Origin of the sequence: Lysinibacillus composti, from assembly GCF_016908465.1 — a bacterium.
In the GTDB taxonomy this organism is placed as follows: Bacteria; Bacillota; Bacilli; order Bacillales_A; family Planococcaceae; genus Ureibacillus; species Ureibacillus composti_A.
The window spans coordinates 659,140-685,738 of record NZ_JAFBDY010000001.1 but is presented as its reverse complement, the minus strand read 5'-3'; the positions used below and the strand labels follow the sequence as shown (position 1 = coordinate 685,738).

27 protein-coding genes, 1 other RNA gene and 1 pseudogene are annotated in these 26,599 nt (G+C 36.5%); 10 read left to right on the top strand and 19 right to left on the bottom strand.

Translation table 11 applies throughout. The features are described from left to right. Nucleotides 1-229: 229 nt before the first annotated feature. A complete protein-coding gene (locus tag JOD29_RS03380; protein ID WP_124761411.1) occupies nt 230-613 on the bottom strand; it encodes an ORF6N domain-containing protein in 384 nt (127 codons plus the stop codon). 251 nt (nt 614-864) lie between these two features. Between JOD29_RS03380 and JOD29_RS03375 the strand changes: the two genes are divergently transcribed. Further along, nucleotides 865-1,077 (top strand): alpha/beta-type small acid-soluble spore protein, encoded by a 213-nt coding sequence (locus tag JOD29_RS03375; protein WP_124761413.1) that lies wholly within the window; start codon nt 865-867, stop codon nt 1,075-1,077. A 318-nt stretch (nt 1,078-1,395) separates the two neighbouring features. On the opposite strand, the gene JOD29_RS03370 is transcribed toward JOD29_RS03375, so the two are convergent. Beyond that, entirely contained in the window at nt 1,396-1,587 is a 192-nt protein-coding gene (locus JOD29_RS03370; protein WP_124761415.1) for an ABC transporter permease, read from the bottom strand. A 230-nt stretch (nt 1,588-1,817) separates the two neighbouring features. Next, on the bottom strand, nt 1,818-2,639 hold the full coding sequence (locus tag JOD29_RS20570) for a methyl-accepting chemotaxis protein (protein ID WP_124761417.1): 822 nt from the start codon (nt 2,637-2,639) through the stop codon (nt 1,818-1,820). 280 nt (nt 2,640-2,919) lie between these two features. Here JOD29_RS20570 and JOD29_RS03360 point away from each other — a divergent pair, with 280 nt between their 5' ends. Then, a complete protein-coding gene (locus JOD29_RS03360; protein ID WP_124761419.1) occupies nt 2,920-3,843 on the top strand; it encodes a cation diffusion facilitator family transporter in 924 nt (307 codons plus the stop codon). Nucleotides 3,844-4,211: 368 nt separating this feature from the next. Here JOD29_RS03360 and JOD29_RS03355 read toward each other — a convergent pair whose 3' ends face one another. Then, the gene (locus tag JOD29_RS03355; RefSeq protein WP_124761421.1) at nt 4,212-4,622 is read right to left on the bottom strand and encodes a hypothetical protein; all 411 of its coding nucleotides are present in this window, start codon (nt 4,620-4,622) and stop codon (nt 4,212-4,214) included. A 291-nt stretch (nt 4,623-4,913) separates the two neighbouring features. Between JOD29_RS03355 and ssrS the strand changes: the two genes are divergently transcribed. The 3 genes from ssrS to JOD29_RS03340 all read left to right on the top strand — a co-directional run bounded on the left by ssrS (nt 4,914) and on the right by JOD29_RS03340 (nt 7,062). Further along, nucleotides 4,914-5,104: non-coding RNA, 6S RNA (ssrS, locus tag JOD29_RS03350), on the top strand. A gap of 150 nt (nt 5,105-5,254) precedes the next feature. Beyond that, entirely contained in the window at nt 5,255-5,482 is a 228-nt protein-coding gene (locus JOD29_RS03345) for a hypothetical protein (protein ID WP_124761423.1), read from the top strand. A gap of 206 nt (nt 5,483-5,688) precedes the next feature. After that, entirely contained in the window at nt 5,689-7,062 is a 1,374-nt protein-coding gene (locus JOD29_RS03340) for an amino acid permease (protein ID WP_124762639.1), read from the top strand. Here JOD29_RS03340 and JOD29_RS03335 read toward each other — a convergent pair. Then, complete coding sequence (locus JOD29_RS03335; protein ID WP_124761425.1) at nt 7,059-7,685, bottom strand: LysE family transporter; 627 nt, start codon at nt 7,683-7,685, stop codon at nt 7,059-7,061. The two genes, JOD29_RS03340 and JOD29_RS03335, sit on opposite strands and share 4 nt — an antisense overlap. Before the next feature lie 200 nt (nt 7,686-7,885). Between JOD29_RS03335 and JOD29_RS03330 the strand changes: the two genes are divergently transcribed. Beyond that, on the top strand, nt 7,886-8,221 hold the full coding sequence (locus JOD29_RS03330; RefSeq protein WP_124761427.1) for a hypothetical protein: 336 nt from the start codon (nt 7,886-7,888) through the stop codon (nt 8,219-8,221). Nucleotides 8,222-8,371: 150 nt separating this feature from the next. On the opposite strand, the gene JOD29_RS03325 is transcribed toward JOD29_RS03330, so the two are convergent. From JOD29_RS03325 to JOD29_RS03300, 6 genes are all read right to left on the bottom strand, one after another. Further along, nucleotides 8,372-9,085 (bottom strand): RraA family protein, encoded by a 714-nt coding sequence (locus tag JOD29_RS03325; RefSeq protein WP_124761429.1) that lies wholly within the window; start codon nt 9,083-9,085, stop codon nt 8,372-8,374. Nucleotides 9,086-9,130: 45 nt separating this feature from the next. Beyond that, nucleotides 9,131-10,168 carry a tripartite tricarboxylate transporter substrate binding protein gene (locus JOD29_RS03320; protein WP_158610491.1) on the bottom strand — a complete coding sequence of 346 codons (1,038 nt, stop codon included), beginning with the start codon at nt 10,166-10,168 and terminating at the stop codon, nt 9,131-9,133. A gap of 49 nt (nt 10,169-10,217) precedes the next feature. Continuing rightward, nucleotides 10,218-11,726, bottom strand: coding sequence for a tripartite tricarboxylate transporter permease (locus tag JOD29_RS03315; protein WP_124761433.1), 1,509 nt, complete (start codon nt 11,724-11,726; stop codon nt 10,218-10,220). A 39-nt stretch (nt 11,727-11,765) separates the two neighbouring features. Continuing rightward, complete coding sequence (locus JOD29_RS03310) at nt 11,766-12,215, bottom strand: tripartite tricarboxylate transporter TctB family protein (RefSeq protein WP_158610492.1); 450 nt, start codon at nt 12,213-12,215, stop codon at nt 11,766-11,768. Nucleotides 12,216-12,252: 37 nt separating this feature from the next. Then, a complete protein-coding gene (locus JOD29_RS03305) occupies nt 12,253-12,906 on the bottom strand; it encodes a GntR family transcriptional regulator (RefSeq protein WP_158610493.1) in 654 nt (217 codons plus the stop codon). Nucleotides 12,907-13,150: 244 nt separating this feature from the next. Next, complete coding sequence (locus tag JOD29_RS03300; protein WP_124761439.1) at nt 13,151-14,281, bottom strand: alpha-hydroxy acid oxidase; 1,131 nt, start codon at nt 14,279-14,281, stop codon at nt 13,151-13,153. 252 nt (nt 14,282-14,533) lie between these two features. Here JOD29_RS03300 and JOD29_RS03295 point away from each other — a divergent pair, with 252 nt between their 5' ends. Next, entirely contained in the window at nt 14,534-15,328 is a 795-nt protein-coding gene (locus JOD29_RS03295) for a sugar phosphate isomerase/epimerase family protein (RefSeq protein WP_124761441.1), read from the top strand. Between the two features lie 212 nt (nt 15,329-15,540). Next, nucleotides 15,541-15,666: pseudogene (locus tag JOD29_RS20790) on the top strand (HIG1 domain-containing protein); the annotation flags it as partial. Between the two features lie 10 nt (nt 15,667-15,676). On the opposite strand, the gene JOD29_RS03285 reads toward JOD29_RS20790, so the two are convergent. Together JOD29_RS03285 and JOD29_RS03280 are read right to left on the bottom strand one after the other, a co-directional pair. After that, nucleotides 15,677-16,519, bottom strand: coding sequence for an aldo/keto reductase (locus tag JOD29_RS03285; protein WP_124761443.1), 843 nt, complete (start codon nt 16,517-16,519; stop codon nt 15,677-15,679). Between the two features lie 73 nt (nt 16,520-16,592). Next, nucleotides 16,593-17,786, bottom strand: a complete 1,194-nt coding sequence (locus JOD29_RS03280; protein WP_124761445.1) for an MFS transporter — start codon at nt 17,784-17,786, stop codon at nt 16,593-16,595. A 182-nt stretch (nt 17,787-17,968) separates the two neighbouring features. Between JOD29_RS03280 and JOD29_RS03275 the strand changes: the two genes are divergently transcribed. Then, nucleotides 17,969-18,331, top strand: a complete 363-nt coding sequence (locus tag JOD29_RS03275; RefSeq protein WP_124761447.1) for a winged helix-turn-helix transcriptional regulator — start codon at nt 17,969-17,971, stop codon at nt 18,329-18,331. Nucleotides 18,332-18,708: 377 nt separating this feature from the next. On the opposite strand, the gene JOD29_RS03270 is transcribed toward JOD29_RS03275, so the two are convergent. Both JOD29_RS03270 and JOD29_RS03265 read right to left on the bottom strand, forming a co-directional pair. Continuing rightward, the gene (locus tag JOD29_RS03270; RefSeq protein ID WP_124761449.1) at nt 18,709-20,133 is read right to left on the bottom strand and encodes an NAD-dependent succinate-semialdehyde dehydrogenase; all 1,425 of its coding nucleotides are present in this window, start codon (nt 20,131-20,133) and stop codon (nt 18,709-18,711) included. Nucleotides 20,134-20,392: 259 nt separating this feature from the next. Next, nucleotides 20,393-20,764 carry a cytochrome-c oxidase gene (locus JOD29_RS03265; RefSeq protein ID WP_124761451.1) on the bottom strand — a complete coding sequence of 124 codons (372 nt, stop codon included), beginning with the start codon at nt 20,762-20,764 and terminating at the stop codon, nt 20,393-20,395. Nucleotides 20,765-21,054: 290 nt separating this feature from the next. Here JOD29_RS03265 and JOD29_RS03260 point away from each other — a divergent pair, with 290 nt between their 5' ends. Next, entirely contained in the window at nt 21,055-21,609 is a 555-nt protein-coding gene (locus JOD29_RS03260) for a metal-dependent hydrolase (protein ID WP_124761453.1), read from the top strand. Nucleotides 21,610-21,835: 226 nt separating this feature from the next. Here JOD29_RS03260 and JOD29_RS03255 read toward each other — a convergent pair whose 3' ends face one another. The 4 genes from JOD29_RS03255 to JOD29_RS03240 all read right to left on the bottom strand — a co-directional run bounded on the left by JOD29_RS03255 (nt 21,836) and on the right by JOD29_RS03240 (nt 26,495). Further along, on the bottom strand, nt 21,836-22,588 hold the full coding sequence (locus JOD29_RS03255; RefSeq protein WP_124761455.1) for an SDR family NAD(P)-dependent oxidoreductase: 753 nt from the start codon (nt 22,586-22,588) through the stop codon (nt 21,836-21,838). 320 nt (nt 22,589-22,908) lie between these two features. Beyond that, on the bottom strand, nt 22,909-24,111 hold the full coding sequence (locus JOD29_RS03250; protein ID WP_124761457.1) for an MFS transporter: 1,203 nt from the start codon (nt 24,109-24,111) through the stop codon (nt 22,909-22,911). Between the two features lie 98 nt (nt 24,112-24,209). Further along, nucleotides 24,210-25,373, bottom strand: coding sequence for an acyl-CoA dehydrogenase family protein (locus JOD29_RS03245; protein ID WP_124761459.1), 1,164 nt, complete (start codon nt 25,371-25,373; stop codon nt 24,210-24,212). Between the two features lie 126 nt (nt 25,374-25,499). Beyond that, complete coding sequence (locus tag JOD29_RS03240; RefSeq protein WP_124761461.1) at nt 25,500-26,495, bottom strand: VOC family protein; 996 nt, start codon at nt 26,493-26,495, stop codon at nt 25,500-25,502. Nucleotides 26,496-26,599 lie beyond the last annotated feature (104 nt).

The window sequence follows — 26,599 nt, the reverse complement described above, 5'->3', positions numbered from 1 at the left end:
AAGCAAACGAAAACCATACAAGACTTTTTCAGTTTGTTTTAGTCTTTTGAAGAGATAAAATATCCTTCTTGTTCCAGCTTGGTAATAATTCGAATAATCGTTCGCTCCGACCAAAATGGAAATTGTTTTTGCCACTGTTGAAACGTATGAAAAAACCAATTGTGACCGTCACATAGGATTGATGATTTTTGTAATAGATAGTGTAATTGCTGCAATACAAGTGCTTCGTTCAATCGTTTATGTTTTGTTTTAACTGTTCTATTTTTTGATTCAGTTCGTTAATGTAAGTTTTAATTAATTCTTCTGTACCATAAAAATAATCAATACACGAACAAAAACCTTTCCAGGCTTGATCACCTTTTAGGTTCTGTACTTGCAAATAGGCGCCATATTTTGTCCAAAGATAAAGTACCGATGTATGTTTCAAATCAATTTTGTTGGAAAACAGGCATTTAAGTTCGTCTAATTTCTCACCAGAACAGACAAAGTAATGGTGCCCGAGTTCATACTGATGTTTCCTTTTTACAAAATTTTGATTGATTCTTACGGATGTGGTACCAAACATGGCTGCTAATTTCTTTGTTGTCACTACTTGCACACCGTTATATTCCATTTCATCCCTCCTTTTATCCAGAGGACATTCTTTTCTATCCTCTTCACTTACTTATATAGGTTTTAAAATCCAAAAAAGAGACATCGATTTTAAAAAATTTTTTAAAAAAGAAAAAAGCTCTACTTCACAACGAAGTAAAGCCTTATATTATGTATATTTATCACTTAGGAATTGAAGAAATTTACCACTTAATTTTTGCGTATGAAAAATCTAATAAAGTGCATTCTATATTTCACAAGGAGGTGATAGACATGGCATCTAACAACAACGGTAACTCAAACAAACTTTTAGTACCTGGCGCAAACCAAGCTTTAGATCAAATGAAGTATGAAATCGCACAAGAGTTTGGTGTTCAACTCGGACCTGAAGCGTCTTCTCGTGCAAACGGATCAGTCGGAGGCGAAATCACTAAACGTCTTGTGCAAATGGCTGAATCACAATTACGTGGTACTTCTGGCCAATAACAGAAGTTAAAATTACAACTTTTGCAATTTTCACGAAAAAGTAAACTGCCGTGGTGTTCTACTACATTTATAGGCAGTTTGCTTTTTTTTAATCAAAAATTCAGATAATAACTTAAATAGTTTTTTATACATATAATGAAAATAAAATATTCAAATTAAAATTAATGTAAATAGAATTTTCCAAGTATTTTCATTACTGTAATTAAAATAATATGTATATAAATATTTAAAGGCGCTGCTCGTGTTTTCTATGCTTGAGCAGCGCCTTAATCAAATGAGTCTAAATCATCGTACAATTCAATTTGCTTTTTCAATTTTTTATGTTGCCTCCCTTAAGTATGTTTTGTTATTTTCTAGAATTTTGATAATTTGTTGAAGGATCTTTTCTTCTAAAATTGGTGAGGCATTCACCTCTTTTGCAATTATTTTGTTTAATTCTAAAATTGTGCTTACGTCGAGCTTATGTTTCTCAGCTAATTGAAACGCTCGCTCTAACTGACCGGTTATCATCGGCATTCCTCCCTAAAAGTGTATTACTCTAATTTTATGCTATTTTGAATAATATTTCACCTATAAACGCTGAAATTTTTAAAATTTTTCAACACTATTTCAAAGTATTAAACGCTTTTTTATCAGGATGTCTATTCCACTCCCCTTCTCTTCCTTGTTGATTTAGTATAGTTCGATCCCGATTTCTTATACTTTTCTCAACTTAAAGGAAAGACAACCAGGTTCCTGCCTTATAATTTATTCGCAAAAGCATTCAATTTTGTTGCCAGTTCTTGAATTTCCCCCATAAACGTGGATGTTTGTGAAATGGAATCTGCTTGCTCTTGACCGATTACGGCTATTTTCCGAATCGATTCACTCATAATATTTGTGACTTCCATCATTTGATTCATTGTTTCGTTGATACTTTGCGTGGATGTTACCGTTTCCTTTGAAAACCTTCGAATTTCATTGGCCACTACTTCAAACCCTCTACCCTTTTCTCCAGCACGTGCCGCTTCAATTGCTGCATTTAGTCCAAGTAGATTCGTTTGGTCCGCTACACGTTTCATCATCGATAATACTTCTGTCGTTTTCCCTACGTTTTCACCTGCTTGATGAGACTGATTCAATAATTCCTGTGAGAAATCTGCTAATGAATTTGAGCCTTTCATTACACTTAAAATTTGTTCATTTGCTTGGGATAAAGACTCCGAAATTTGATCTGCAATCTCTCTTAATTCAGTTTGTCTTCTTAATTGAACAGCAATTCCGCCGATGATTTGGCCTTTTTGATTATGTAACGGTGTTGCAGTTCCCGTGAACTCAAAACCATAGAAATCAGCTGGAACGTTCGCTTTTAAAGATTTATTCTCACGAAGTGCAATAGATAGTGGTTCTTCCGGATTTAATGGTTGATTTACTCGAATATGCAAATTTATGGACTTGCCTGGATAATAGGCAATAAATTTTTCCAAGTCACAAATAGCAATAGATAAATCGGCAGGAATGGATATTTTTAATAGTGGAATCAAACGGATAATATCTTCTAAAGAATCAATTTTGTTAAACATTAAGAGAACGTCCTCATTTCATTCAAAATATATCGGTGAATTTATAACCATATTCATTATATTTTAACATATTTATCATTTTTCTACTAAACCGACATACATATATAGATTTTTTCTATGTTAGTTCTGTTAATATATTTGGATTTAATCATATAGCATTTCTCCTTTACATACGCTAGAAAAGGTAATTTATCACTTAATCTTAGAAGCTTTTCATCCATTCACCAGAAAACTATCTTAACTAAACCCTATCTATATAAAACCAACTGGAGGAAATATTATGGCTCATCACCATCACCACCATCATCATCACCACACCCAAAATAAAAAGATTCTGTTCAAAAGTTTTGTGTTAATTACGGCTTTTATGATTTTGGAATTTTTCGGGGGCGTATTAACGAATAGTTTGGCGCTTCTGTCGGATGCTAGTCATATGTTCAGTGATTCGGTATCACTCGGCGTTGGGTTGCTTGCCTTTATTCTTGGGGAAAGAGCCGTGAATAGCCGGATGACGTTTGGTTATCGACGAATTGAAATTCTAGCGGCCTTGTTTAATGGATTATTGCTTGTAGGAATTTCTGTTTTTATTATATGGGAAGCTCTTGAGCGTTTTGCCGAACCACAAGCGATTGTCAGTACTGGTATGTTGGCGATCGCCATTATTGGTGCTTTGGTGAATATTTTTGTCGCATACATTATGACAAGAGGCGATACGAGCGATAATATCAATATGCGCGCAGCATTTATGCATGTCATTGGTGATTTACTCGGTTCTATTGGTGCCATTGTTGCTTCCTTACTTATTCTCCTGTTTGGATGGACGATTGCCGACCCAATAGCGAGTCTGATCATCTCCATTTTAATCTTGAAAAGTGGCGTCGAAATTATCATCATTACCTTCCATGTTTTGATGGAAGGCATTCCAATGAATATGAATGTGAAGAAGATTCGTACGGCATTACTTGAACTACCGGGCGTTGTCAGTATGCATGATTTTCATGTTTGGAGTATTACCTCGGAATTTTCCGCGCTGAGTTGTCATTTAGTTATTTCGAACAAAGAGCACGATCAAATCCTAAAAGAAGCATTGAGAATTTTGCATGATCAATTTCATATCGAACACGCTACCATTCAAGTGGAAAGTCAAGATGCAAATTTGGAGCAGTATGAGCATCACCGCTGTAATGAATTTGGTGGGAATTAAAAAGAAAGGAGGCAGGGACAAAGTAGAATTTTTAAGGAAAGCCACTATTATCTTTAATAAAATATTGATATTTTATAGTTTAGAGCAATAAGTGTTAGCCATTCTCCGAGAAACCGCGGCCTACCACTGTAAGCCTCGACGATTTCCGGAAAGTTTAGAAGGACAAATCCTATGTGAGCAGACCTTACACAAAGCACAAAGACAAGTCATAAAGACACGTACAACGTGGCTTTATGACTTGTGTGCTTAGTCCGCTCTCACCGGATCTTTAATAGGATTCATCAATAGAATTAACAGCAAAAAAACATCATTTTCTCATTTTGAGAAACTGATATTTTTTGGATCTGTCCCAGCATCTTTTTGTCGTCTTAATCATGTCTTTCCTCTAAAATATCCTGAATAATTTCAATATGTGAGGCAGCCCAAGCTTGCTCACGAAAATGTACAAATAAACTAAACGTAATCGCAATGAGGTAAATAAACATAAAAATAAAAAACATCCAATAGCCTCTACCCTCTGCGAAAAAAAGATCATGTAAATGATTAGACAAGATCATAAGTAAAAATGAAAAAGCAGACACGTAAATCGGGATCATGCCTGAGCCATTCTTTTCTTTAATGAGTCGATAAAAAATTAACCTTAAAACATCACTTTCAACGGAATCATAAAACTCTTGAACTTCTCGAACATCCTTTAAATATTTCGACTTTCTAATGTTGTCTGGGTTCTTTTTTAAACGACAATAAATTTTATGCGCATCGCCGCGAAACAAGTTCATAGAACACTTCCTTTGTATTCAACAGCTTTGTGATAAAGATTTTGAGAAATGCTGTGTTGATTTTTAAATTTATAGTGTGTTTCGTCAAAAATTTTATACTATCTAAATATGAGAACGAAATAAGCATTTGATGATGAACTCAAATTGCATTGCGATGAAGAATACTTTATGATAGTTAACTAAGTTGATGTTACTTTGCATAAATTCATCCTTCATTTCCAACAAAAAAATTTGACTTTTTTCTTTATTAATACTTACTTGCACAAGATAATACTTTTGTATAATATATAGTTAAAGCTGCGTTGTACGTAGAATATTAAGTTTTAACCTTTAAGCTGTAAAAGGGAGTTTTAGATCGAAGGTAGAATGGCGAGCGTCACACTGCGGTGAATGACGATATACAGGAAATCTTTTGCGAACACCCACTTTGAGGAGTGGTGGTTTAAAACTTTCTATAATAAATACGGCAAGGCGGCTTACCATACATAAACTTATTAACACTCCTAGCGAGTGTTTTTTTATTGCCTTTAAGGTAACTAAAAACTAATGTTCATATCAAAAAAGGGTTTAAATTTTATTGTATAAAAAACTCACCACTACTCACAATATATGAGCTGGAGGTGAGTAGAATCATGGATCAATATAACAAACAACCCCAAAAACAAAACAATCGTGAAGAGTTCGCTGAAGATTTAAACTTTAACCGCAATGAAAATCAAAAAGCAAATAATCGCGAAGAGTATGCAGAAGATTTAAACTTCAATCGCAATTTGAATCAAAACAATTATAACCGTGAAGAATTCGCTGAAGATCTGAACTTCAATAAAGATCAAATCGAACACAACCGTGAGGATCGCTAAGATACTTGGTGATTCTCCAAATTACCAATGTTATGTAAGTTGTTAGTAAAATGTACATGTCTTAACTAATTCCCGAACAGACACTTACTAAAAGTGATTGTTCGGGAATTTTTATATTGAATTACTTCTACTTGAACCAAGCGAAAACGCATAAACTTCTTCCGCACGCTCATAATAAGCTTGGATTTATAGGGAGGGAGTTTTTGATGGAAATACCAGCTCGTGCAGGTGGTAAAAATGACAAGAATGGAAAAAACGGTGAAGCAAAATTAAAGTGGTGGCAACTCTCTCTTATTGGTGTTGGCTGTACGATTGGAACAGGTTATTTTCTCGGTTCTGGAATTGGGATTGCCAAAACTGGACCGTCCATCATCATTTCCTTTATACTTGCCGGACTTACAGCGATGATTGTTTCACAATGTTTAGGAAAAATGTTTATTCAGGACCCACAAAAGGGATCATTTCGTGCTTATGCCAAGAAAGCTTTTGGTAGCTGGGCTGGGTTTAGTAGTGGTTGGGTTTATTGGGCATCCGAAATCCTAATCTCTAGTAGTCAACTAACCGCCCTGTCCATCCTTACCCGCTTTTGGTTTCCAAATATACCACTTTGGATTCTTGCATCCATTTACGCAGTATTAGGAATTATCGTCGTCCTAATTGGTACAAAAGGGTTTGAGCGGACCGAGAACCTTTTTGCCGTAATTAAAGTAGCTGCTATTTTAATGTTTATCATCCTTGCCATTTTAGTTCTTTTTGGTTTTTTCGGTGGAAGTAAGGATGATTTTACAATACCCAAAAAATCTGATGAAATATTTGCAGAAGGGTTCCTCGGTTTATGGTCATCCCTTATTTTTGGTTTCTATGCGTTTGGTGGAATTGAAATTATGGGGATTTTATCAGTAAGACTTCAGCAAAAAAAAGAAGTAGTCAAATCGACTACTGTCATGTTAATTATCTTAACAATGATTTATATCATTTCAATTTTTTTAGCATCCGGTTTTGTTGCTTATAATAAATTTAATGCAGAGGAAAGTCCGTTTGCGATGGCCCTTGCAGATTATAATTTATCCTTTTTCCCACATGTTTTTAATGGAGGAATTATTATAGCAGGTTTTTCTACAATGGCAGCCTCACTTTTTGCCGTTACGAGTATGCTCGTCATGATGGCAGAAGAAGGCGATGCACCGAAACTTTTTGCTAAAAAAGGAAAACTGAAGGTCCCTCCATTTGCTTTAGCCTTAACGATTTTTGTATTAGTCATTTCGATTATTATCTCAAGGCTCGTACCCGATCGAGTATATGAGTACATTACTACTGCTGCTGGGTTAATGCTTATTTATAATTGGTTTTTCATTCTTATATCATTTCCTAAACTCATAAAAGCAACTAAATTTGATCACGTAAAAAGATACTTAGCTATGCTCCTCATACTGCTTGCCGTAAGCGGTACCATCCTAGATAAAAATAACCGCATGGGGCTATTAGTGAGTGTACTCTTCATTGTCATCGTCGTAATTGTCATTCTAATAATGAATAAGACGAAGAAAAAGAATAAAAACGAGTATCCTAAAGGCATTTAGAAAAATAAAAGTTTGACTGCTTGTACACCAAAATACAACCCAAAACCAATTAACGATACCCCCGATAAAGCAGAAATAACAACAAGCAATTTGGACGTTAGGATTCTTCTGAAGGTACTCGCGATGGTCGCCATTGTAATATCCCAAACAAATAACCCAACAAAGATGGCGGCACTATAAAAAATGATATGATTCAAATCATATGTTGAAACAGTTTTTGCCAAAACGGATCCAAAAATCCCTAACCAGAACAACAATGATAATGGATTCGTGATGGATAATATAAAGCCATAAAGAAAAGATTTTCTTAAGGAATTTCCTTTAATAAATTTCATCTCTACCTTTTTTCTAGCACTCAAGATGCTATCAACGCCGGTATAAATAAGAACAAAACAGCCGAATGACCATAATAATGTTTGCATAAATGGGGTTTCTAAAAAGTGAAAAACACCCAAATATACGATGAGCATTAAGATAGCATCTGCTAACATGGCACCTAAACCAACTAACCAAGCATGCCAAAAGCCACCATAGATTCCTTTTGTTAATTGTGCCGCATTAACAGGACCAATAGGCGCTGCAAGGGAAATCCCGAGGAAAACGTAACCCAAAAATACACTCATTAATATGCTCCTTAAGTCTTGAAGAATCGTTTATACATCATATTCAAACCTTGTCCATAATAGGACAAGGTTTGTACTTAAGCTCATTTTGTCAGTTGTTTTTCTAAATCCCCTTCACTATTTGGTGATTCCCTAAAATCGGATACACTTTCCGAAAGCTCATTTGAATGTAATAACAATACACGTAAGGAGTAAAAGCAATGGCCGTTTATGTTTATCAAACTTTTGAAATTAAACAAGAGAAATTTAAAGAGGCAATTGAAAATTTACAAGAGATGAAGCAATACCGCAACGAAAATTACGACCATACAGTGGAAGTGCTCATTCCAATATCTGGTCATGATTATACGTACGCGATTCATGCCACATATGATGGTTTAGCTGAAATGGAAGTCCAAAATAAAAAGATGTATGACGATGATGAATATTTGAAGTTGGTCGGTAATTTCTTCTTAGATCATGTCGTTCAAGGGACGATGTATACACAAATTTATCGAGGAATTAATAAAAAGATTTCAAAAAAGGAGGAAAAATAAAGGGAAATTAATATTTTCCTATCATGATGAGTGAAAGCATTTTCAAACAATAAAAGATGCAATGCCATCATAGCACTGCATCTAAAACGTTTATTTCTTCATGCTTTTACGGCAAGTTAGCCACGCCCAAACCTTCCCACTCTACTCCCTCTACTTCACTTTCAATCGACTATATTCATTGAAACTTGCTTCAATTACTTCACATTGTTTATCCTTAAGCGTTTGGTCTACCCATGCTCGGTCCCATTCGCCTTTTGCGATTTGTTCCATGAACGTTGCTTCTGTTTTGTGAACAGCTTCTACCTTTTCGTATAAGGCTTCTGCATCCGCCTCACGGAATGCCACAATTCCATCTAAATCGCAACAAAGGATATCGCCAGGATTAATAATTTGACCACCAACACTCACCGGCACATTAATTTCACCAGGTCCATTTTTATAAGGACCATTTGGACTCACACCTCTTGCGTACACACCAAAATCCAGTTCCTGTGCAGTTTCAACATCGCGAATTAAACCATCAAGGACAAAGCCTTTAATGCCTTTAGTGATGGCGTATTTCATCATGATTTCGCCGGCTAGTGCGCGATCGATTACGCCATCACTTTGTACGACAATGATATCTCCTTCTTGTGCCATATCAAGTGCTTTATGCAACATTAAGTTATCTCCAGCTGGTGCTTTTACTGTGAAGGCAACACCGACCATTTTCACTCCATTTATAGATTTAATTCCACTATCAACTGCAGCAATTCTCCCCATACAATCATCTAAATTGGCAACTGGTACGTTTTCAAACTTCTTCACTAGTTCGGCAGAAGGACGATTGATCTTGCTAAAAATACGAAAACCTAGATTCGACATGAACATACCCCTTTTCATCATAAATTGAACCTAATAAACTCCAAATTACCAACCGAATAAATCAATTACTCCTTTCATTGCGGCTTCTTGTTCTTGTAATGACTGTAAGTATTCTTCGCCATTCATTCCGTCAATTTTCATACCCATTTCTTCAATTTTTGCTTTATGTTCAGGGTTGTTCATCGCATTTTCGATTGCCGTTGTTAATTTTTCTACAATCGCAGGATCCATGCCTTTCGGTCCCGCAATCCCACGACTTAATAGTTTCGCTACATTAGAACCCATTGCTTCGTTAACGGAAGGTACATCTGGTAAGTTAGGGTTTTGATCATTACCTAATGTAGCAAGAACTTTAATTTCCCCACTCTTAATTAATTCTTTTGATGCCGGATAATCAATGATTGCAACATCAATATGACCACCAAGGAGTTGTGTAATAGCTTCTGCACCACCATTTCCATGAACAAAACGTAATTTTGTGTCTAATTGGTCATTCAGTTGTACTCCAGCAAAATGTGGCGAAGAACCGACGCCGCCAGAGCTTGAAGCTAATTCATTTTCTTGTGCATACTTAATGAATTCTTCAATTGTATTGAAGCGATCATCGTCACCGCGCACTGCAATTAACCCGGAATCTTCATGGTGACTGATTAAGAATTCGTATGAATCCAATGTTTCAGTACGACCTGCAGTTGGATTTAAATACCCAGTAAAGATGTTTGGAAATACCATATATCCAAGTGTGTATCCGTCTGGTTTTGCATTAGCTAGTTCACCCCAGCCAATCCAACCACCGCCGCCTGTTACGTTTTCGACCACGACGGAAACACCTAGTTCATCTTCTAAATACGGTTGTAATGCCCTTGCTGCTAAATCTGTTCCTCCTCCTGCATTGAACGGAACGATGAAGCGAATTGTCTCTTTTGGCCAATCAATATCAGCAGAAGCTGTTTCTCCCGATCCTTCAGCAGTCACTTCTTTTGTGTCTTCATTTTCAGTAGCTGGCTTTGTAGTGCCCCCACCCGAACATGCAGCTAGCACAAAAACGAGTAACCCCATTAATAAAAACAAAACTTTCTTCATCATATTCCCCCTGTTATTTATTAAATTGTAATCTCCATTAAAGACGTCCTTAAATTTCTACGTCATCCACCCCCACTTTTTTGCCTCTAATCCCACCATAAATGCTCCACAGTAAGGAGATGATCGCTATAGCTAGAATCACTCCGGAAATTGGTCGAGTAAAGAATTCAAAGAAGTTGCCTTCAAACATCGTCAACGATTGAACTAATGTCTTTTCTAATACACTGCCGAGCACAAATGTTAAGATGACTGGCGCAAGCGGAATATCTATTTTTTTAAAGAAGTACCCGATCACTCCAAAAATTAACATCACCAATACATCGAATAAATTATTACGGATACTAAACGTTCCAACTATTGTCACCATTAGAAGAATTGGTAACAAGATTTTAAACGGAACTAACGTAATTTTCGCCCACACACCTGCTAAAGGCCAGTTCATAATGAGTAAGAGTAGATTTCCAATAAACATACTTGCAATAATACCCCAGATGACAGTCGGGTTCGTTTGATATAAAGTTGGCCCAGGTGTTAAACCATGCATTACAAACGCACCTAGTAAAACAGCGATTGTAGGTGATGTAGGAATACCTAAAGTTAATAACGGAATTAACGCACTTCCTGAATAAGCATTGTTCGCAGTTTCAGGTCCTGCAACACCTTCAATTGCACCTTTTCCAAATCTGTCAGGTGTTTTGGACATCTTTTTTTCCATTGAATAACTAATCATGGTCGGAATAACGGAATTTAATCCTGGAATTAGACCTAGTACGAACCCAAGCCCACTCCCTCTTCCTATCGCTTTTAATGAGGGGTACCATTCTTCTTTTTTCGGTAATAGACCTTTAATTTTAGCAGGGGTAGAATTTTTATTGTCTAATCCTTTTTCTATATTAAATAAAATTTCAGAAAATCCGAACAATCCCATTGCAATGGCTATAAACTCAATCCCACTCGTTAAGTTCGTGACACCAAAACTAAAACGAATATAGCCTGAGCCCGGATCTTGACCGATAAAGGCAAGAGATAATCCAAAAAGTGCCGCAATTAACCCTTTAATTAACGATTTCCCCATTAGTGCAACGAGTAAAGTTAATCCTAAAACGACTAAGGCAAAGAATTCTGGTGGTCCGAATTTTAGCACTTGGTTCGCTACAATTGGACCGAAGATAATTAGTCCTATAAGCGATAAAGTACCACCAATAAAAGATCCTATGGCAGCAATTGCTAGTGCTGCACCGGCACGTCCTTGCTGTGCAAGTGGATAACCATCTAGACAAGTAATAACCGACGCTGCCTCACCTGGTGTATTAATTAAGATTGACGTAATTGTCCCCCCGTACATGGAACCATAATAAATTCCAGCAAGCATAATAATGGCAGTAATCGGTTCTAATCCATACGTTAAGGGTAGAAGAATCGCTGTTCCTGCAGCTGGTCCTAATCCAGGAAGCACTCCTACGAGCATTCCAAAGAGAACACCAATTGCACAATAAAACAAATTATTCCAAGATAAAGCCGTTTCAAATCCTTGAAGTAATAATTGTAAACTCTCCATCGCAGCACCCCCTTGTGAGTGTTTTCAAAAGTCGACTTTTTACCAACCAAATTGATTAACAGGTAATGGAACACTTAATAATTCTTTGAACACAAAGAAAATGACAATAGATACAATAAACGCAAACGTTGCGCTCCAATACCATTTAAAACTTAAAACAAATAAACAAAATAGGACGAGGATGGAACTTAAAGTAAATCCTAAAAAATTTAAAGTGGTTAAAAATAAAATAGGAGATAAGATCGTAATGAGTAAGTGAAGACGCTCTTTGTGTTGTGGTAAAACATCTTTGATAAGTCGTATATCTTTTTTGAAGGACATGATGAAGAGAATAAAAGTTAGAATAAATAAAATGCCATTTACCCACACAGGTAAAAAACCAGCTCCCGGTCCATAATCGCCCCCATACTCGAGCTTGAATGAGTCAAAAAGCATGACCCCGGAGAAGATTAATAACACTAACGAAATATAAATCGAGATATTTTTCATAGGTTCACTCCCTCGATATAAACGTTTAAATTTGAATCTATTCATCTTTAAAATTAAATTGAGATCGATAGTCTACGAAATTACCTGCTCCACGACTGATGTGATATCTCATTGCTTCCGCTGCTCTTTCTGGAGAACCTGATTTTAATGCTTCGATTATCTTTTCATGCTCTTGAATTGATTTTTCCATATGACCCGGTACGAGCAGTGGGATATCGAACATAATGCCGTTGAAAGTTTGATTTAATAGCACTTTGAAACGATTCGACTGGGAATAATCCCAGATGGTTCCATGGAAATCTATATTTGCTTGGACATAGGTTTCTAAGTCTTGCTTTTTGATTGCTTCCTTCATTTTTTCTTGAATTTCTTCTAATCTAGAAAAATCTCTGTGATGAATACAAGCACGGGCTGCTGCTTCCCCCTCAATGACGCTTCGAATGAACATATTGTCCTTGAAATCATCCTCGGTGAATGCAAGGACCACTGCTTTTCTAGTCATGATTTTTAGTAATCCATCTGTTTCAAGAATTCTGAATGCTTCTCTGACAGGCATTCTTGAAATCCCTAGTTTATTAGCAATTTCTTCTTGCGTAATTTCCTGACCATCGACTAATTCACCTTCAAAAATTGCCTTTCTTAATGCGGTCACTACTTTTTCGCGAACAGGTTGCATTTCTATTTTTTCCACATTCATCTCCCCCTTCACTATGTTTACTGGATTGTGGATTTTGTATCCAAACTTAGCGTATAAAAAAGCGCTTTCAAAGCCGTTATTATTATCGGACAATTCAGAACAAAATACTTCGTGTGCTATATTTTGTGATTGAGGTTCTGTAGATTAAAAAATTAAAAGCCTACAAGAGTTGAATTTGTAAGCTTAATCTCATTCATATTCATAAAGTTTTCAAGTGATGACTTTATTAGAAAATTTTTTATCCGCGTTGAATCAACTCAATTTTCTGTAGTGACTCAATCGAACTTACACCAGCTAATTGCATTGTAGTAACTAATTCATCATAAAAGTTCGACATCACTGTCTCGACTCCCGTTTGGCCTGCATAAGCTAGTCCATATACATATGGTCTACCAACGCAAACTGCATCCGCGCCTAAAGCTAATGCTTTGAATGCGTCTAACCCACTATAGATTCCGCTATCAAAGAGTACTGGCACTTGACCGCCTACCACTTTTACAATGTTCGGTAGTGCATCTAGACTACCAATAACTCCATCTAATTGTCGTCCTCCGTGAGTAGAAACAATAAGACCATTCACTCCAATTTCCAAGGCTTTGACAGCATCATTTGGATGTAATACACCTTTTAGTAAAATTGGAAGTTTCGTATGTTTTCTTAATTTTTCTACATGGGACCAATTTAAATGTGGATGATTTACATTACGTAAAACCCCATCGACGAAATCTTTATATTTACCATTCTCTAAATCCTTTAGGAAGATTGGATCTTGTAAGTAATTCCCTTTTGCATAACCATGTAAAATTGGAGAGAATTGATTTTTTCGATCCCCTTCACGCCATCCGCTCACTGTAGTATCAATCGTTAAAATAATTGCTTCATACCCTGCTGCTTCAGCACGGGAAACCATATTTAACGCTAATTCATCCTCCTCCGACCAATATAATTGGAAGAATTTCGTATGTTCTGGGGCAGCGCTAGCTACTTCTTCAAGTGAATAACTTGAAACTGTGCTTAGTGAATACGGCATTTTTAATTTCGCTGCCGCCTTCACTACAGCCGGCTCACCATCTGGATGTTCTAATAAATTCATGCCGACAGGTGCGAATATAAAAGGTGTAGGATGAGTTTTTCCAAAAAGAGTAATGCTTGTATTTACAGCTGATGTGTCATTCAATAACTGAGGGATAAATGAATAGCTTTCAAAGGCTTGTCGGTTATTTCTCATCGTTTGACCTGAACCGGCTCCACCTTTTATGTAATCATAATTCGGTTTTGGAATCTTTTGTTCCACGGCTTCTTGTAGATCGTTAAAGTTTACTGGAAACACTTCTTTTACAATAGTAGTTGCATCATTTGATCGCTGCATCGAGTACCCTCCTTCAGGGGAATCTATTATATTACATTTCATTTTAAAGATTCTAACAATTCTAATTCTACGACTAAAGTTACAATAATATTAAGTGAAAATCAATAAACAGAAATTACATTCCCCCCTTCATCAAGCGAATTATCATACAATGCTAAATTCTAGTCATTTGACATAGATTGATATCATATTTTATTTTCATGGTTTATAAATGGAAAACACATCTTATTCATAGGTAAAGGAGAGGTGTAAATGAATTCTATCTTTCTAGTTGCTAATTCATTCGGTGTAGATCAGGTAAAGGAAAATGGTCATCAAGCCTACTTACCTGCCATTGGTAGTAGTGGAGCGAATGGATTGGAAGTTCGACGAGAGTTACTTAAGTTTGAACAGGCTGAATTAAGCAATTTACGAGAGGCCTTGAAATCTCATAGTTTAGCATGTATTTATTCTACACCGATTGAGTTGTGGAATGAGCAGTTTGAATTTAATGAATTTGAGTTTTTTACAGCGCTGATGGAAGCAAAACTATTAGGGGCACAACTTGTGAAGTTTTCTCTTGGTCATTACGATGAGAACCAATGTGACTTGGAATCTATTAAACTTGCATTTGAAGATGAACAGTTCCCTACTCAGTTGAAAATTACAATAGAAAATACACAAAAACAGCCAGCTGGTGATCTAGAAAAGATTCATGCGTTTTTAGTAAAATGTGATGAATCAAGCATTCCAATTAAATTCACATTTGATATTGGCAATTGGGTTTGGAATCATATTGACCCAGATGAAGCAACTTCAAAATTAAAAGACTATGTAGAATATGTTCATATTAAAGATGTCGACTGTACAACAAACCCGCCAACTGTTCAACCTCTGCGTCCACCTGGCGAAAATGAACTTGATCTTAAAAGAATTCTAAAACATTTTCGAAGTGACGTCCCAGTTGGTTTTGAATTTCCTATTGGGGAACCAACCACTCCCCCATCTGGATTAGATATGATTTCGAGAATTAATGGGTATGTTAACTTATTTAAGAGATATGTATGACATATAAAAGATAAAATAAGTGGAAAATTTCGGGGAATGTAACTATTGCTCATCATATTTTTTGCCCCACTTTATTTCATGTAATGATAAGTTGATTGGAATGGAGGGACCGCGACTCCCCCGGGAACAGCACGGGCGGGAGATCCACTAAATGGCGCCTCCCGATGAATCGCCATTTAGCTAGCTGAAGCCGTGCCCGGGGAAAGCGTCGGTACCGGAATGGAAATCAACAATTTAAAAAAACTGTAAACAAACTCTACTTTTTAAGAGTTTATTTACAGTTTGTCACCATTTTTTCTATAGTAAATGGTGTTGTCCAATGCTCAATTCAAACCTAACTATTCAATATTAAAAATCAAAATTGTCCGGGTCTGGACCTACACGAAGGTTTTGATTTAACCCATGAATAACTTCCATTTCCTCATTTGTTAATTCAAAATCAAATATATTGGCATTTTCAATAATTCGATGTTCTTTTGTTGACTTAGGAATCGTTACAACGCCATTTTGTAAGTCCCAACGCAAGATAATTTGTGCTACTGATTTATTGTGTTTAGATGCAATGTCTTGTAAAACTTCGTTATCCAGCAGTTGACCTTGCATTAATGGCGACCATGCTTCAAGTTGGATTCCATGTTCCTGACAAAATGCTTGTAGCTCTTTTTGAGATAATCTTGGATGGTATTCCACTTGATCGATCATTGGTTTGATTTCAGCATCTTTCATTAATTCTTCTAAGTGATGAATATGAAAATTACTTACACCGATTGCTTTCACTCGTCCTTCTTTATAAAGCGTTTCAAGTGCTCTCCATGCATCTTTGTATTTTCCTTCAACTGGCCAATGAATCAGATATAGATCTAAATACTCTAAGCCCAGTTTCTCTAAACTTTGTTCATATGCTGCAATTGTTGCATCGTATCCTAAATCTGAATTCCAAACCTTTGAAGTGACAAATAAGTCTTCTCTAGCGATCCCTACTTCTTTTAAGCCTGCTTGAATCCCTTTGCCGACTCCTACTTCATTTCCATAAATCGCTGCTGTATCCACACTTCGATATCCATTTTTGATCGCTGACTTCACAGCATTTTCCAATTCCGGACCTTCTTCTACTTTAAAAACACCAAGTCCAAACCAAGGCATTTTTACCCCATTATGCAAAGTTGTTGTATCTTGTAAATTTTTCATCATGTTTTATTCCTCCAAGTTTTTTGTTTATATTTTAAAAGTCCCACCATCATTAGATGCAACTCTCGATTTCAACTTAAGATGTTGCTTGTTGATCCTTTTTTTCAAAATTTCTACTTACCCAAGTTAGAATAGCTGCCACTAAAACCATGAGTGCCCCGATCCAAGAAGTATGGATAAGACCAATAGAATCTGTAATAAGCCCACCAAAATAAGAGCCCATCGCAATCCCTGCATTAAATGCTGCAATATTGATTGCTGACGCTACATCAACAGCACTTGGAACAAAGCGTTCTGCTAGCATCACCACATATACTTGAAGTCCTGGCACATTCATAAATGCAAACAGACCCATGAGAAGTATTGTAGCTAAACCAACAATTTTAAACGGTGCAGTAAACATCAAAATAAATAAGACAACTGCTTGTACAATAAACATATAAAACAAGGCGTTAATTGGATTTTTGTTGGATAATTTCCCTCCAATCATATTGCCTAATGCAATAGCGATTCCGTAAACTAATAAAATGACTGCCACACTTTGTTCTTTAAAACCTGTAATTTCTTGAAGTAAGGGTGAAAGATAAGTAAATACAACAAATGTTCCACCATAACCTAATGCTGTAATGATGAACACTAGTAATAAGCGACCATTTGTCACAAGCTTAACTTGATCGCGGAAGGATGTTTTTGTTCCTTTTCGTAAAGTCGATGGAATCAGAATGCCGTTTGCCAACAAAGCAATGACGCCAATGATAATAATGACAATAAACGCAGCTCTCCACCCCATTTGTTGCCCTATATACGTTCCAAATGGTACACCTGTAACGGTTGCTACGGTAAGACCTGTAAACATAATAGAAATTGCACTTGCTCTACGATCTTCAGGAACTAAATCCGCAGCAATCGTTGAACCAATTGACATAAAAATACCATGTGAAAATGATGAGATGACACGCGCAACTAGTAACATACCAATTGAAGTAGAAATAGCAGCAAGACTATTTCCGATAATAAATACAATCATAATTCCAAGTAGTAACGTCTTCCGTGGTATTTTCGATGTTAAAGATGTTAAAATAGGTGCTCCAAAAGTAATTCCTAGAGCATATAAAGAAACCGTTAACCCTGCAGTTGTTACCGGTATTGTTAAATCTTCAGCAATCAGTGGTAGTAATCCCACACTGATAAATTCGGTCGTACCTATTGCAAATGCACTAACTGCTAACGCGAGTAATGCCAAGGTACTCTGTTTTTTACCTAAAGCCATCATGTTACCTCCTTTTGTAAATGATTCATCCTAAACTTTTTAAAATGAAGTCTAGTAAGAATCAGCCGGCAAATGTTATTATGGATTATACAAACTACAAATAAAAGTACGCACTTTAAAGTGATATAGACACTTAAAAGTAATATAGGTACTTTTTAGTGCCTATACAGGAGGAGTCAAATTTGCAAAAAAAGAAATATAACATATCGGTAGAAGCTACATTAGAAGTGATTGGTGGTAAATGGAAATGCGTCATTCTTTGTCATCTTACACATGGTAAGAAACGAACAAGTGAACTAAAACGCCTTATGCCAAATATCACGCAAAAAATGCTCACACAACAACTGCGAGAACTTGAAGACGATGGCGTCATTAATCGCATTGTGTATAATCAAGTTCCACCAAAAGTTGAATACGAACTAAGTGAATATGGAAAGAGTTTAGAAGGAATTTTAAATTCTTTATGTAATTGGGGAGAAAATCATATCATGAAAGTTTATGGTGATAAATCAGAGGTTTTAGAGGACAGCATTTTAAATCAATAATCTTGCTTTTTTAAGTGGAATTAACAAAGTAGAAAGCCTGGGGACAAAACTAAAAAAACATTTTTCTTATCGAGAAAAATGTTTTCAGACTATAGACAAACCCTTAAAAATAGAGTTTGTCTATAGTTTTTTTATTTTACAATTGAGTGTAATCCTTGGAAACGTTGATTTCTATTCCGGGACCGACGCTTTCCCCGGGCACGGCTTCAGCTAACTAAATGGCGCCTATGACGAAAGGCACCATTTAGTGGATCTTCTGCTCGTGCTGTTCCCGGTGGAGTCGCGGTCCCTCCATTTCATTCAACTTAAAATTCTATAAAATAAAGTAAGGCCAATGTTCCATCCTCTTTAGTTATTTAAAATACACAACCGGAAAATTAAAACGCAATGGAGATATATTTTGTTTCTAAGTATTCTTCTATTCCCCAATGGCCACCTTCACGACCTAATCCACTTTCTTTAAAGCCGCCAAATGGTGCTTGAGCTGTTGAAGGAACTCCGTCATTTAAGCCTACAATTCCATATTCAACACCTTCAGAAATTTCAATCGCTTCTGCTAAATCTTGTGTAAAAATATAAGCAGCTAAGCCATATGGAGAGTTATTCGCTCTTTCAATTACTTCTTGATTCGTTTTATATGTTGTGATTGGTGCAATTGGTCCGAATGTTTCTTCCGTCATACATTTCATATCATCCGAAACATTTGTAAGAACAGCTGGAGTAACAAAATATCCTTTCTCTGAAGGGACACTTTCTCCACCTATTTCTAATGACGCTCCCTTGTTAACTGCATCCTCAAGATGGTCTTTTACCTTTTTGACTGCAGATTCATTAATAAGAGGTCCAATATCTACTTGCTCTGTTAGGCCATTCCCTACTTTTAATTTCCCTACTTCAGCTTTAAAGAATTCGATAAATTCTCTTTCAACCGATTCATGAACATACACACGATTTGCGCAAACACAAGTTTGACCCGCATTTCGATATTTAGAAGCAATTAAGCCTTTCGCCGCTTTTTCAAGGTCCGCATTTGCCGTAACAATAAATGGAGCGTGACCTCCAAGCTCTAATGATACTTTCTTTACTGTATCAGCCGCTTGTCGCATTAATAACTTCCCGACTTTTGTCGACCCTGTAAATGAAACTTTGCGGACTCGTGAATCTTCCATCCATGCTGAACCAATTTCCTGCGCATCACCTGTCACTACATTTAACACACCATCCGGAATACCTGCTTCTTTTGCAAGTTGAATTAATCGAATGGCTGTTAATGGCGTATATTCTGAAGGTTTGATAACAGCTGTACATCCAGCAGCTAAGGCAGGGGCTACTTTACGCGTAATCATGGCAGCTGGGAAATTCCAAGGTGTAATCGCCGCAATAACTCCAACAGGTTGCTTTTGAACAAGCAATCTTTTATTTAAGGCAGAAGCTGGCACTGTTTCTCCGTAAACACGCTTCCCTTCCTCTGCATACCAGGAAATGAAACTATTTGCGTAATTCACTTCGCCAATTGCCTCAGCTAAAGGCTTGCCTTGTTCTGTTGTCATAAGTTTACCGATTTCTTCCTTCTCTTGCTCAACTAAATGAAACCAATTCATTAATAACTGACCACGCTCATTGGCAGTCTTTTGTGACCATGCTTTCAATGCGTTTGCTGCAGCGTTTACTGCTTGCACTGCTTCAGCTTTTCCGCCATTAGGTATTGTAGCTATTACTTCTAAAGTAGCAGGATTGGATACTTCAATTTTTTCTTTTGTATCTACTTCTTTACCATTAATGATCATTTGCCAATGGTTCATATTAAACACCTCTTTAGTTTATGTTGACGAACTAACTGTTTAGATTTACTTTACAAAGACACGTCTTATATGGGTTAATTTGGAAGCCCAATATCAATAGTATAACAATTCAACTATACTTTGAGAATTGCATTTTACATTCTTAGCGTGCCTTTATTTTATATTCTATCGTACATCGCTTTTTCTACCTAATAAAACATATTTCAAACAAAAAGGCACTTTCTGTCCATTATGAACAGGAAGCACCTCTTCTATTACTCTAACTTGAACGTACATTATTTAATAGATTAAAGACAAATAACAATACACCTAATACTACAATCAGAGAACCGATGATAATTCCAATAGTTAATCCACCATTACCTGTGAGTATTTGTAAAAATAGAGACCCTTGCATAATAGGTAAGCCGATATTATGAAGCCAGAAGTGCGTGTTTGCCAATTTTGTTTTTCCTGCGTTTGGGAAAAGACAATAAATAATTCCGAAAAGAGCCATAGAAACCCATCCTAAGAGATTTATGTGGGCATGAACAGAGGAAAATGCAAAATTATGAATTATTCCCATTACAAGTCCTAATATCACCGCAATAGCAAAATAAACACTTGCTATTTTAATGAATCGAACTCCCATTCCCCATCCTCCTTTTTCACTAGTGATGATTAAATGTATAACTTTAGTTGTACGAATATACCTATATTTACTTTGTTTTTACAAAAAATTTATTCTTATTTTTTCAAAATCCTGATACAACGTTCATGCCACTTTCCCCTTAATTCTCACAAATAGTATTCAATTAACAAGTTTTCTAATATAATGAATACCCGAGGCCGATTCATCCTAAGAAAATAAACTTGAATCTCACTCCTCTTTTTCACCTAGTAGATTCACAGCAAATTATTAATTGAAGGAGAATATAATGAATGAATAAACCCGCGCATTTATCAGTGGGCTTGACAGTAGGAATTGCTACCGCTAAATATTTAATGGAAACAATTCAGTATAGTGGAATAGTGGAAGAGATTGTTGGCGTTACCGCTGTCATTTGTGGGGCACTTTTTGGCTCACTTCTCCCAGATATTGACCATCCAAAAAGCTATATTGGTAGAAGACTTAGAATGACTTCTTTCATGATTAGTAAAACTTTTGGGCATCGTGGAATTGTACATACTCCGATCGTTGTCATAGCATTTACAGCATTCCTGTATTTCCTAACGTTGCAATTAAGCGGCATCATGCAAGACGTTTCACTTTCCTTTGTCATAGGTTTAGGTGTTGGAATGCTCAGCCATTTGTTGTTAGACATGATGAATAAAAGAGGTATTCCGTTTTTCTATCCTTTTACCTCGAAAACCTTTCATATCGCAACATTTAAAACTGGTGGAATTGGTGATACGATTACCAATTCTGGATGTATTCTATTAATTATTTGGATGTTACAAGATTTAGTGGTCGGGTTAATCAATAGCTTGCTTTAGCTTTTACATTTTCAGATGATGATTTAGATTTCGAATGTATTAATTTATTTATGTATAATCCAATACGTACAAAAACAAGTGCATTAACCGCTGCCAATGAAGCACGAAAATGCACTTGTAGGTTTAAAATGGCATTGTTATTTTCTGTTTCATAGATAGGTCGAAAAATCGGAAAAGGGATGTGCTTAAAAAATCTTAAACGATGGCACTTTATATAAAATTTGGTCTAAACCATTGTGGAACCACCATCAACATTTAAACATACGCCTGTTATAAATGAACTTTCTTTGCTGACTAAAAAATTCACTGCTGTAGCAATATCTTGAGGCTCTCCCCATTTTTGAATAGGTTGATTTGAAAAATCATAATACGCATCTTTCGTCATCTCTGTTCGAATTACACCAGGTGCTATCGCATTACATGTGATACCATATTTCCCCACTTCTCTAGCTATCCATTTTGTCATATTAATCACACCTGCTTTTGAAGCTGCGTATGCGATGCCAGATCTCCCACCTGATCCATCTTCATATACCGGTCCTACACCACCTGTCAGGCCTGAAACAGAAGCAATGTTAACAATCCGTCCGAATCCAGCCTCTTTCATATAGGGATAGATTGCGGATTGACACATCAGAAATGTCCCGGTCATGTTTGTTGCAACATCCAAGTCCCAATCTTCTAATGTCATCTCAGAAAAGGCTTTTCTATTACATGTCCCTGCAACATTTACTAAAATATTTACGCTTCCGAAATGTGAGTTAACCTCTTCCATAAAACTTTTCACTTGATCTTTGTTACGGATATCTAGTTGATAGCCTTTGGCAGTTAGTTCATCACCAAATGACTCTCCCACAGTAAGCACATCTTCTAAAATATCAGCTAGTGCAACCTTATACCCTTTTTTAATTAGATTTTCGGCTATCCCTTTACCAATTCCTCTTCCTGCTCCAGTTACAATGGCTACTTGTTTATTCATTTATTATTCTCCTTTTCTTCTATTAGATTTGGGAGTTAACTATTAACACTTTATGTTTGATCGTGTCCTTTATATTATACAATTAATATTTTCAGAAATTACAGAATTATGAATGAACTTTGAAATAATTTCATCGAAGAAGTTTAAATCTAGAAATCCTAGGACCTATCGTTAATTAAATAAAAATCTCTCTTTTTTTCACTTTATGTTATCTTGTATATTTGGTTGGGATGATGATCACTAATCTGCGAAGATTTGCATTACAAAAAAATAAAGCCATCTCTTTTAAAGAGATAGCTTTTGTCAGAAAAATTGATAGCTTACTCATGAACCCCCTTCGTCTCTAACACAGGATGAATGGTTTTCTTCATGCTCCAAAAATATGTTAGTACAAAACAGCTTAATAGAATTAATGCGCCAAATATATAAGGTGACTCCATCTTCCAATCGTACAAGAACCCTGCACAAATTGGTCCAACCATGTTTCCAAGACTCATATACGCATTATTCATACCCGCTGCAAACCCTTGCTCGGCCCCAGCACTTTTACTTATGACCGTATTTACTGCAGGTCGAATAAACGTTGCTGCAACTGTGTTTAAGCTAGCTACCAATAAAATGATGAAAAAGTGATTCACATAGATGAGTAAGAATAATGTAACGGCAGCCATGACTAAATTAAATAGAATAATCTTCACTTCACCAAATCGGTTAAATAATCTATTCATTATGAATAATTGGAGAATGACCCCTGCAAATCCACCGACAGTAAAAATAATTGAAATTAAAAACGGTGTATATTGGAATTTATCATTTAAATATAACGACATCGTTGCTTGATAATTTGCAATCCCGAAACTAAAGGTGAAAACTACGATTAAAAAGACAAAATAGGGTACTTTGACGGAAGTGATTAATTGTTTCACTAAATTTTCGCGCGGTCGTATCACTTGGATGTTTGTATTGCGCTCAACATTTGGTATGTAAATCCATGAAAAAATTGCTGCCGCTATGGCCATCGCACCTGCAAAATAGAAAGGAAATTCTAAATTAATTCCCGATAAGCCTCCACCAATTCCTGGACCAACTGTAAAACCAAAACTGATGGCCGCACCAACTAAACTCATGCCCTTCCCACGTTCTTCCACCGTTGTAATATCAGCAACATATGCTAAAATCGTTGGCATGACAAATGCTGCTCCTACCCCACTAAGTAAACGAGAAACAAATAATAACCAAAGCGCATTTGCAACACCGAACAGGATCAGTGATATCCCATAGATGACTAGACCCATAACAATAAAATTCTTTCGGCCAAAACGATCAGACAAATCACCTACGACTGGAGACATAATTAATTGGGCAAAGGAAAAGGTCGCAATTAACAAACCATAAACCTGACCACCCGCGTTGAAAATATGCAAATAGGATGGCATGACAGGGATAATGATTCCTAACCCTCCCATGGTGATAAACGCATTAAACATTAATAAATAAAGAATTATTTTCGTATTGCGTGACATTCCCCTCACCCTTATCTTTTTAAAATAAGAAGAAGTTGTAAACACCCCCGAAATGCCCGAGTCTGTCTACAACTTAATCTCAAAATTACCTAAAATTATTACCCCAATACTGGTGATGGGTAATCGAATAAATGTTTACCATAAGCTTCTACAGCATCTTCATATAATGAAGTTACATGTGTTCCAATGGCAATTAAATCACGTGTAATCATTTCAACTGGATTCCCTTTGACTAAAGCAAAGGCTCCTAGTGTTAGGATCGTTTTTACACTAATATCTACACAGTTTTGAATAATTTCCGCGCGAATCGCTTTAAATTCACTCGGATGAACTCCTTCGTCATTCTCAAGCATTTCAATATATGTTTTCATTAAGCTTTTCGCTGATTGCAATTTTAGTGTTAAAGTTGCTAAAACCCGTTGACTTCGTGGACTTGCCACTTCTTGTTCCCCATTCATACGTACGCGCCCTTTTGTTGACTTTTTAAATTCGTCGAGTACTCGTTCTGCAGCACCAATTGCCATTGCAGGGAACCCAACAAAGAAAGCAGGATGAAATGGAGCATTATAGTATAAATAATCTTCATCATAATCCTTAAGGTCTGGTTTACGATTTGCCGCCATTGCCCCTAAATCAATAACCATATCATCTGGAACAAAAACATTGTCTACAATAATTGTATGACTTCCAGATCCTCTTAATCCCAAAGAATTCCAATTTTCGATTATTTCAAGTTCCTTCGTATTAATAACAAACCCGTGCATCGTCTTTTTATCTGAACCCTCGCTTTGATGTAAGGCACCCACACCAACCCAACCTGCATATTTAATACCGCTCACAAAATTGTATCTAGCACTAATGATAAATCCGCCATCAACCTTTTCAAGTTTTCCAATAGGAGCAAAGATATCTGCCAGTAAGCCTCCCGACTGAACAATTTCTTTTTGACGATGCTCTGGTAAATAGGCTACCCATGCATTATGAAGAGAGAAGAAGTACGTGATCCAAGCCGCCGATAAATTATAATAGCCAACTTCTTTCACCATATCTGCAAAAGTGGTGAAATCAATCTGTGGTCCACCGAAACGCTTCGGTAAGATTAATTTATTAATCCCCTCTTCACGTATTAAGTTGATGATATTTTCAGATATTGTTGAATTGAGATCTGCTTGCACTGACTCCGCTTCTGCTGCTTGCCCAATTCGTTTCGCACTTTCCATTAACGTTTTATAAACATCAACACTTTTCACTTCTAGAACCATTCTCATAACCCCTTTCACCTTTGTATTTATTCATAAATCGATTGTATTTGTAAGAAAAACGCAATTCCTTCATGCGACTGAATTGCGTTTTGTCCTTATTCGTTCCTATGCTTAAAGTCTCTGAACTTATTTCACACTCGATCTAATAAAGCCAGCAGTTAAAGTTGTTTCGTCATCTTTCGGGTTGTTTAAGCCTGATTGCTCTCCCCAATAAGTGAAGCCCGTTGACATTTCATCGAATGTCCATTTAATTGGCTTCCAATCTGGTTCGAAAATTAAGTAACCATTTGAGAAAATCTCTAAACGTACGCCACTGCCTGGGTCTTTTACATAAATGTACATCGCTTGAGAGATTCCATGCTTTCCTGGGCCAACAAAGACAATTTCATGTTCGCATAAAATATCTGCAGCACGTAATACATCTTGCGCATTATCTAGCCAATACGATAAGTGGTGCAATTCATGTGGTGTTTTTGCCGTTTGCGTTTTCATAATGGCTACATCATGCACTAATGGTGTAACACTCATCCAACCAGAAATTTGGCTATCATCTGGTGCTACTAAATATTCGCGCATTTTAAATCCTAGTTTTTCAGCTAAGAAGTCTGTAATAATTTTAGAATCCATACTTGTTGCTAGATTCACATGGTCAATTCTTCGTGGTGAAATCCCTTTTGCCCACGCTTTATACGTTTGATTTTTTAAGACGGCCTTGCGATGAAGCTCCGGCTCTGGTTTTTCCATCTCAAAGTAAATTTCAAAACGATGGCCACTTGGCAACTCGAAACGAATGGCATCCCCTTGACCGGCTTCCTCACCCGCAACAATTTTGTCTACTTCTACGCCTGCATCTTGAAGTAGCGTCGCAAAATTTTCTACATCTTCACTACGCTTTGCTTTCCAACCGATATGGTCAATACGAGATTCTGGTCCAGCTGTAATGGATAACGTATGGTGCTCGAAGTCCCCCCAAGCTCTTAAGTAATGAACGCCATCTACTTCTCTCGTTTCCTCTAGCCCGATCACATCTCTAAAGAACCATAATGATTTTTCTAAATCTGCGGACACTAATGCCACATGTCCTAACTTCGCGATTTCTGGTGGATAATTAAACTTTGTCATATAATCCCTCCAACTAATTGTCTATTATTCTTTTCTACCATTTACACGGTTTCATTAGAGTTCCAACTTTGATGAAGCAGCTTTACAGTCGCAGTACGATTAAT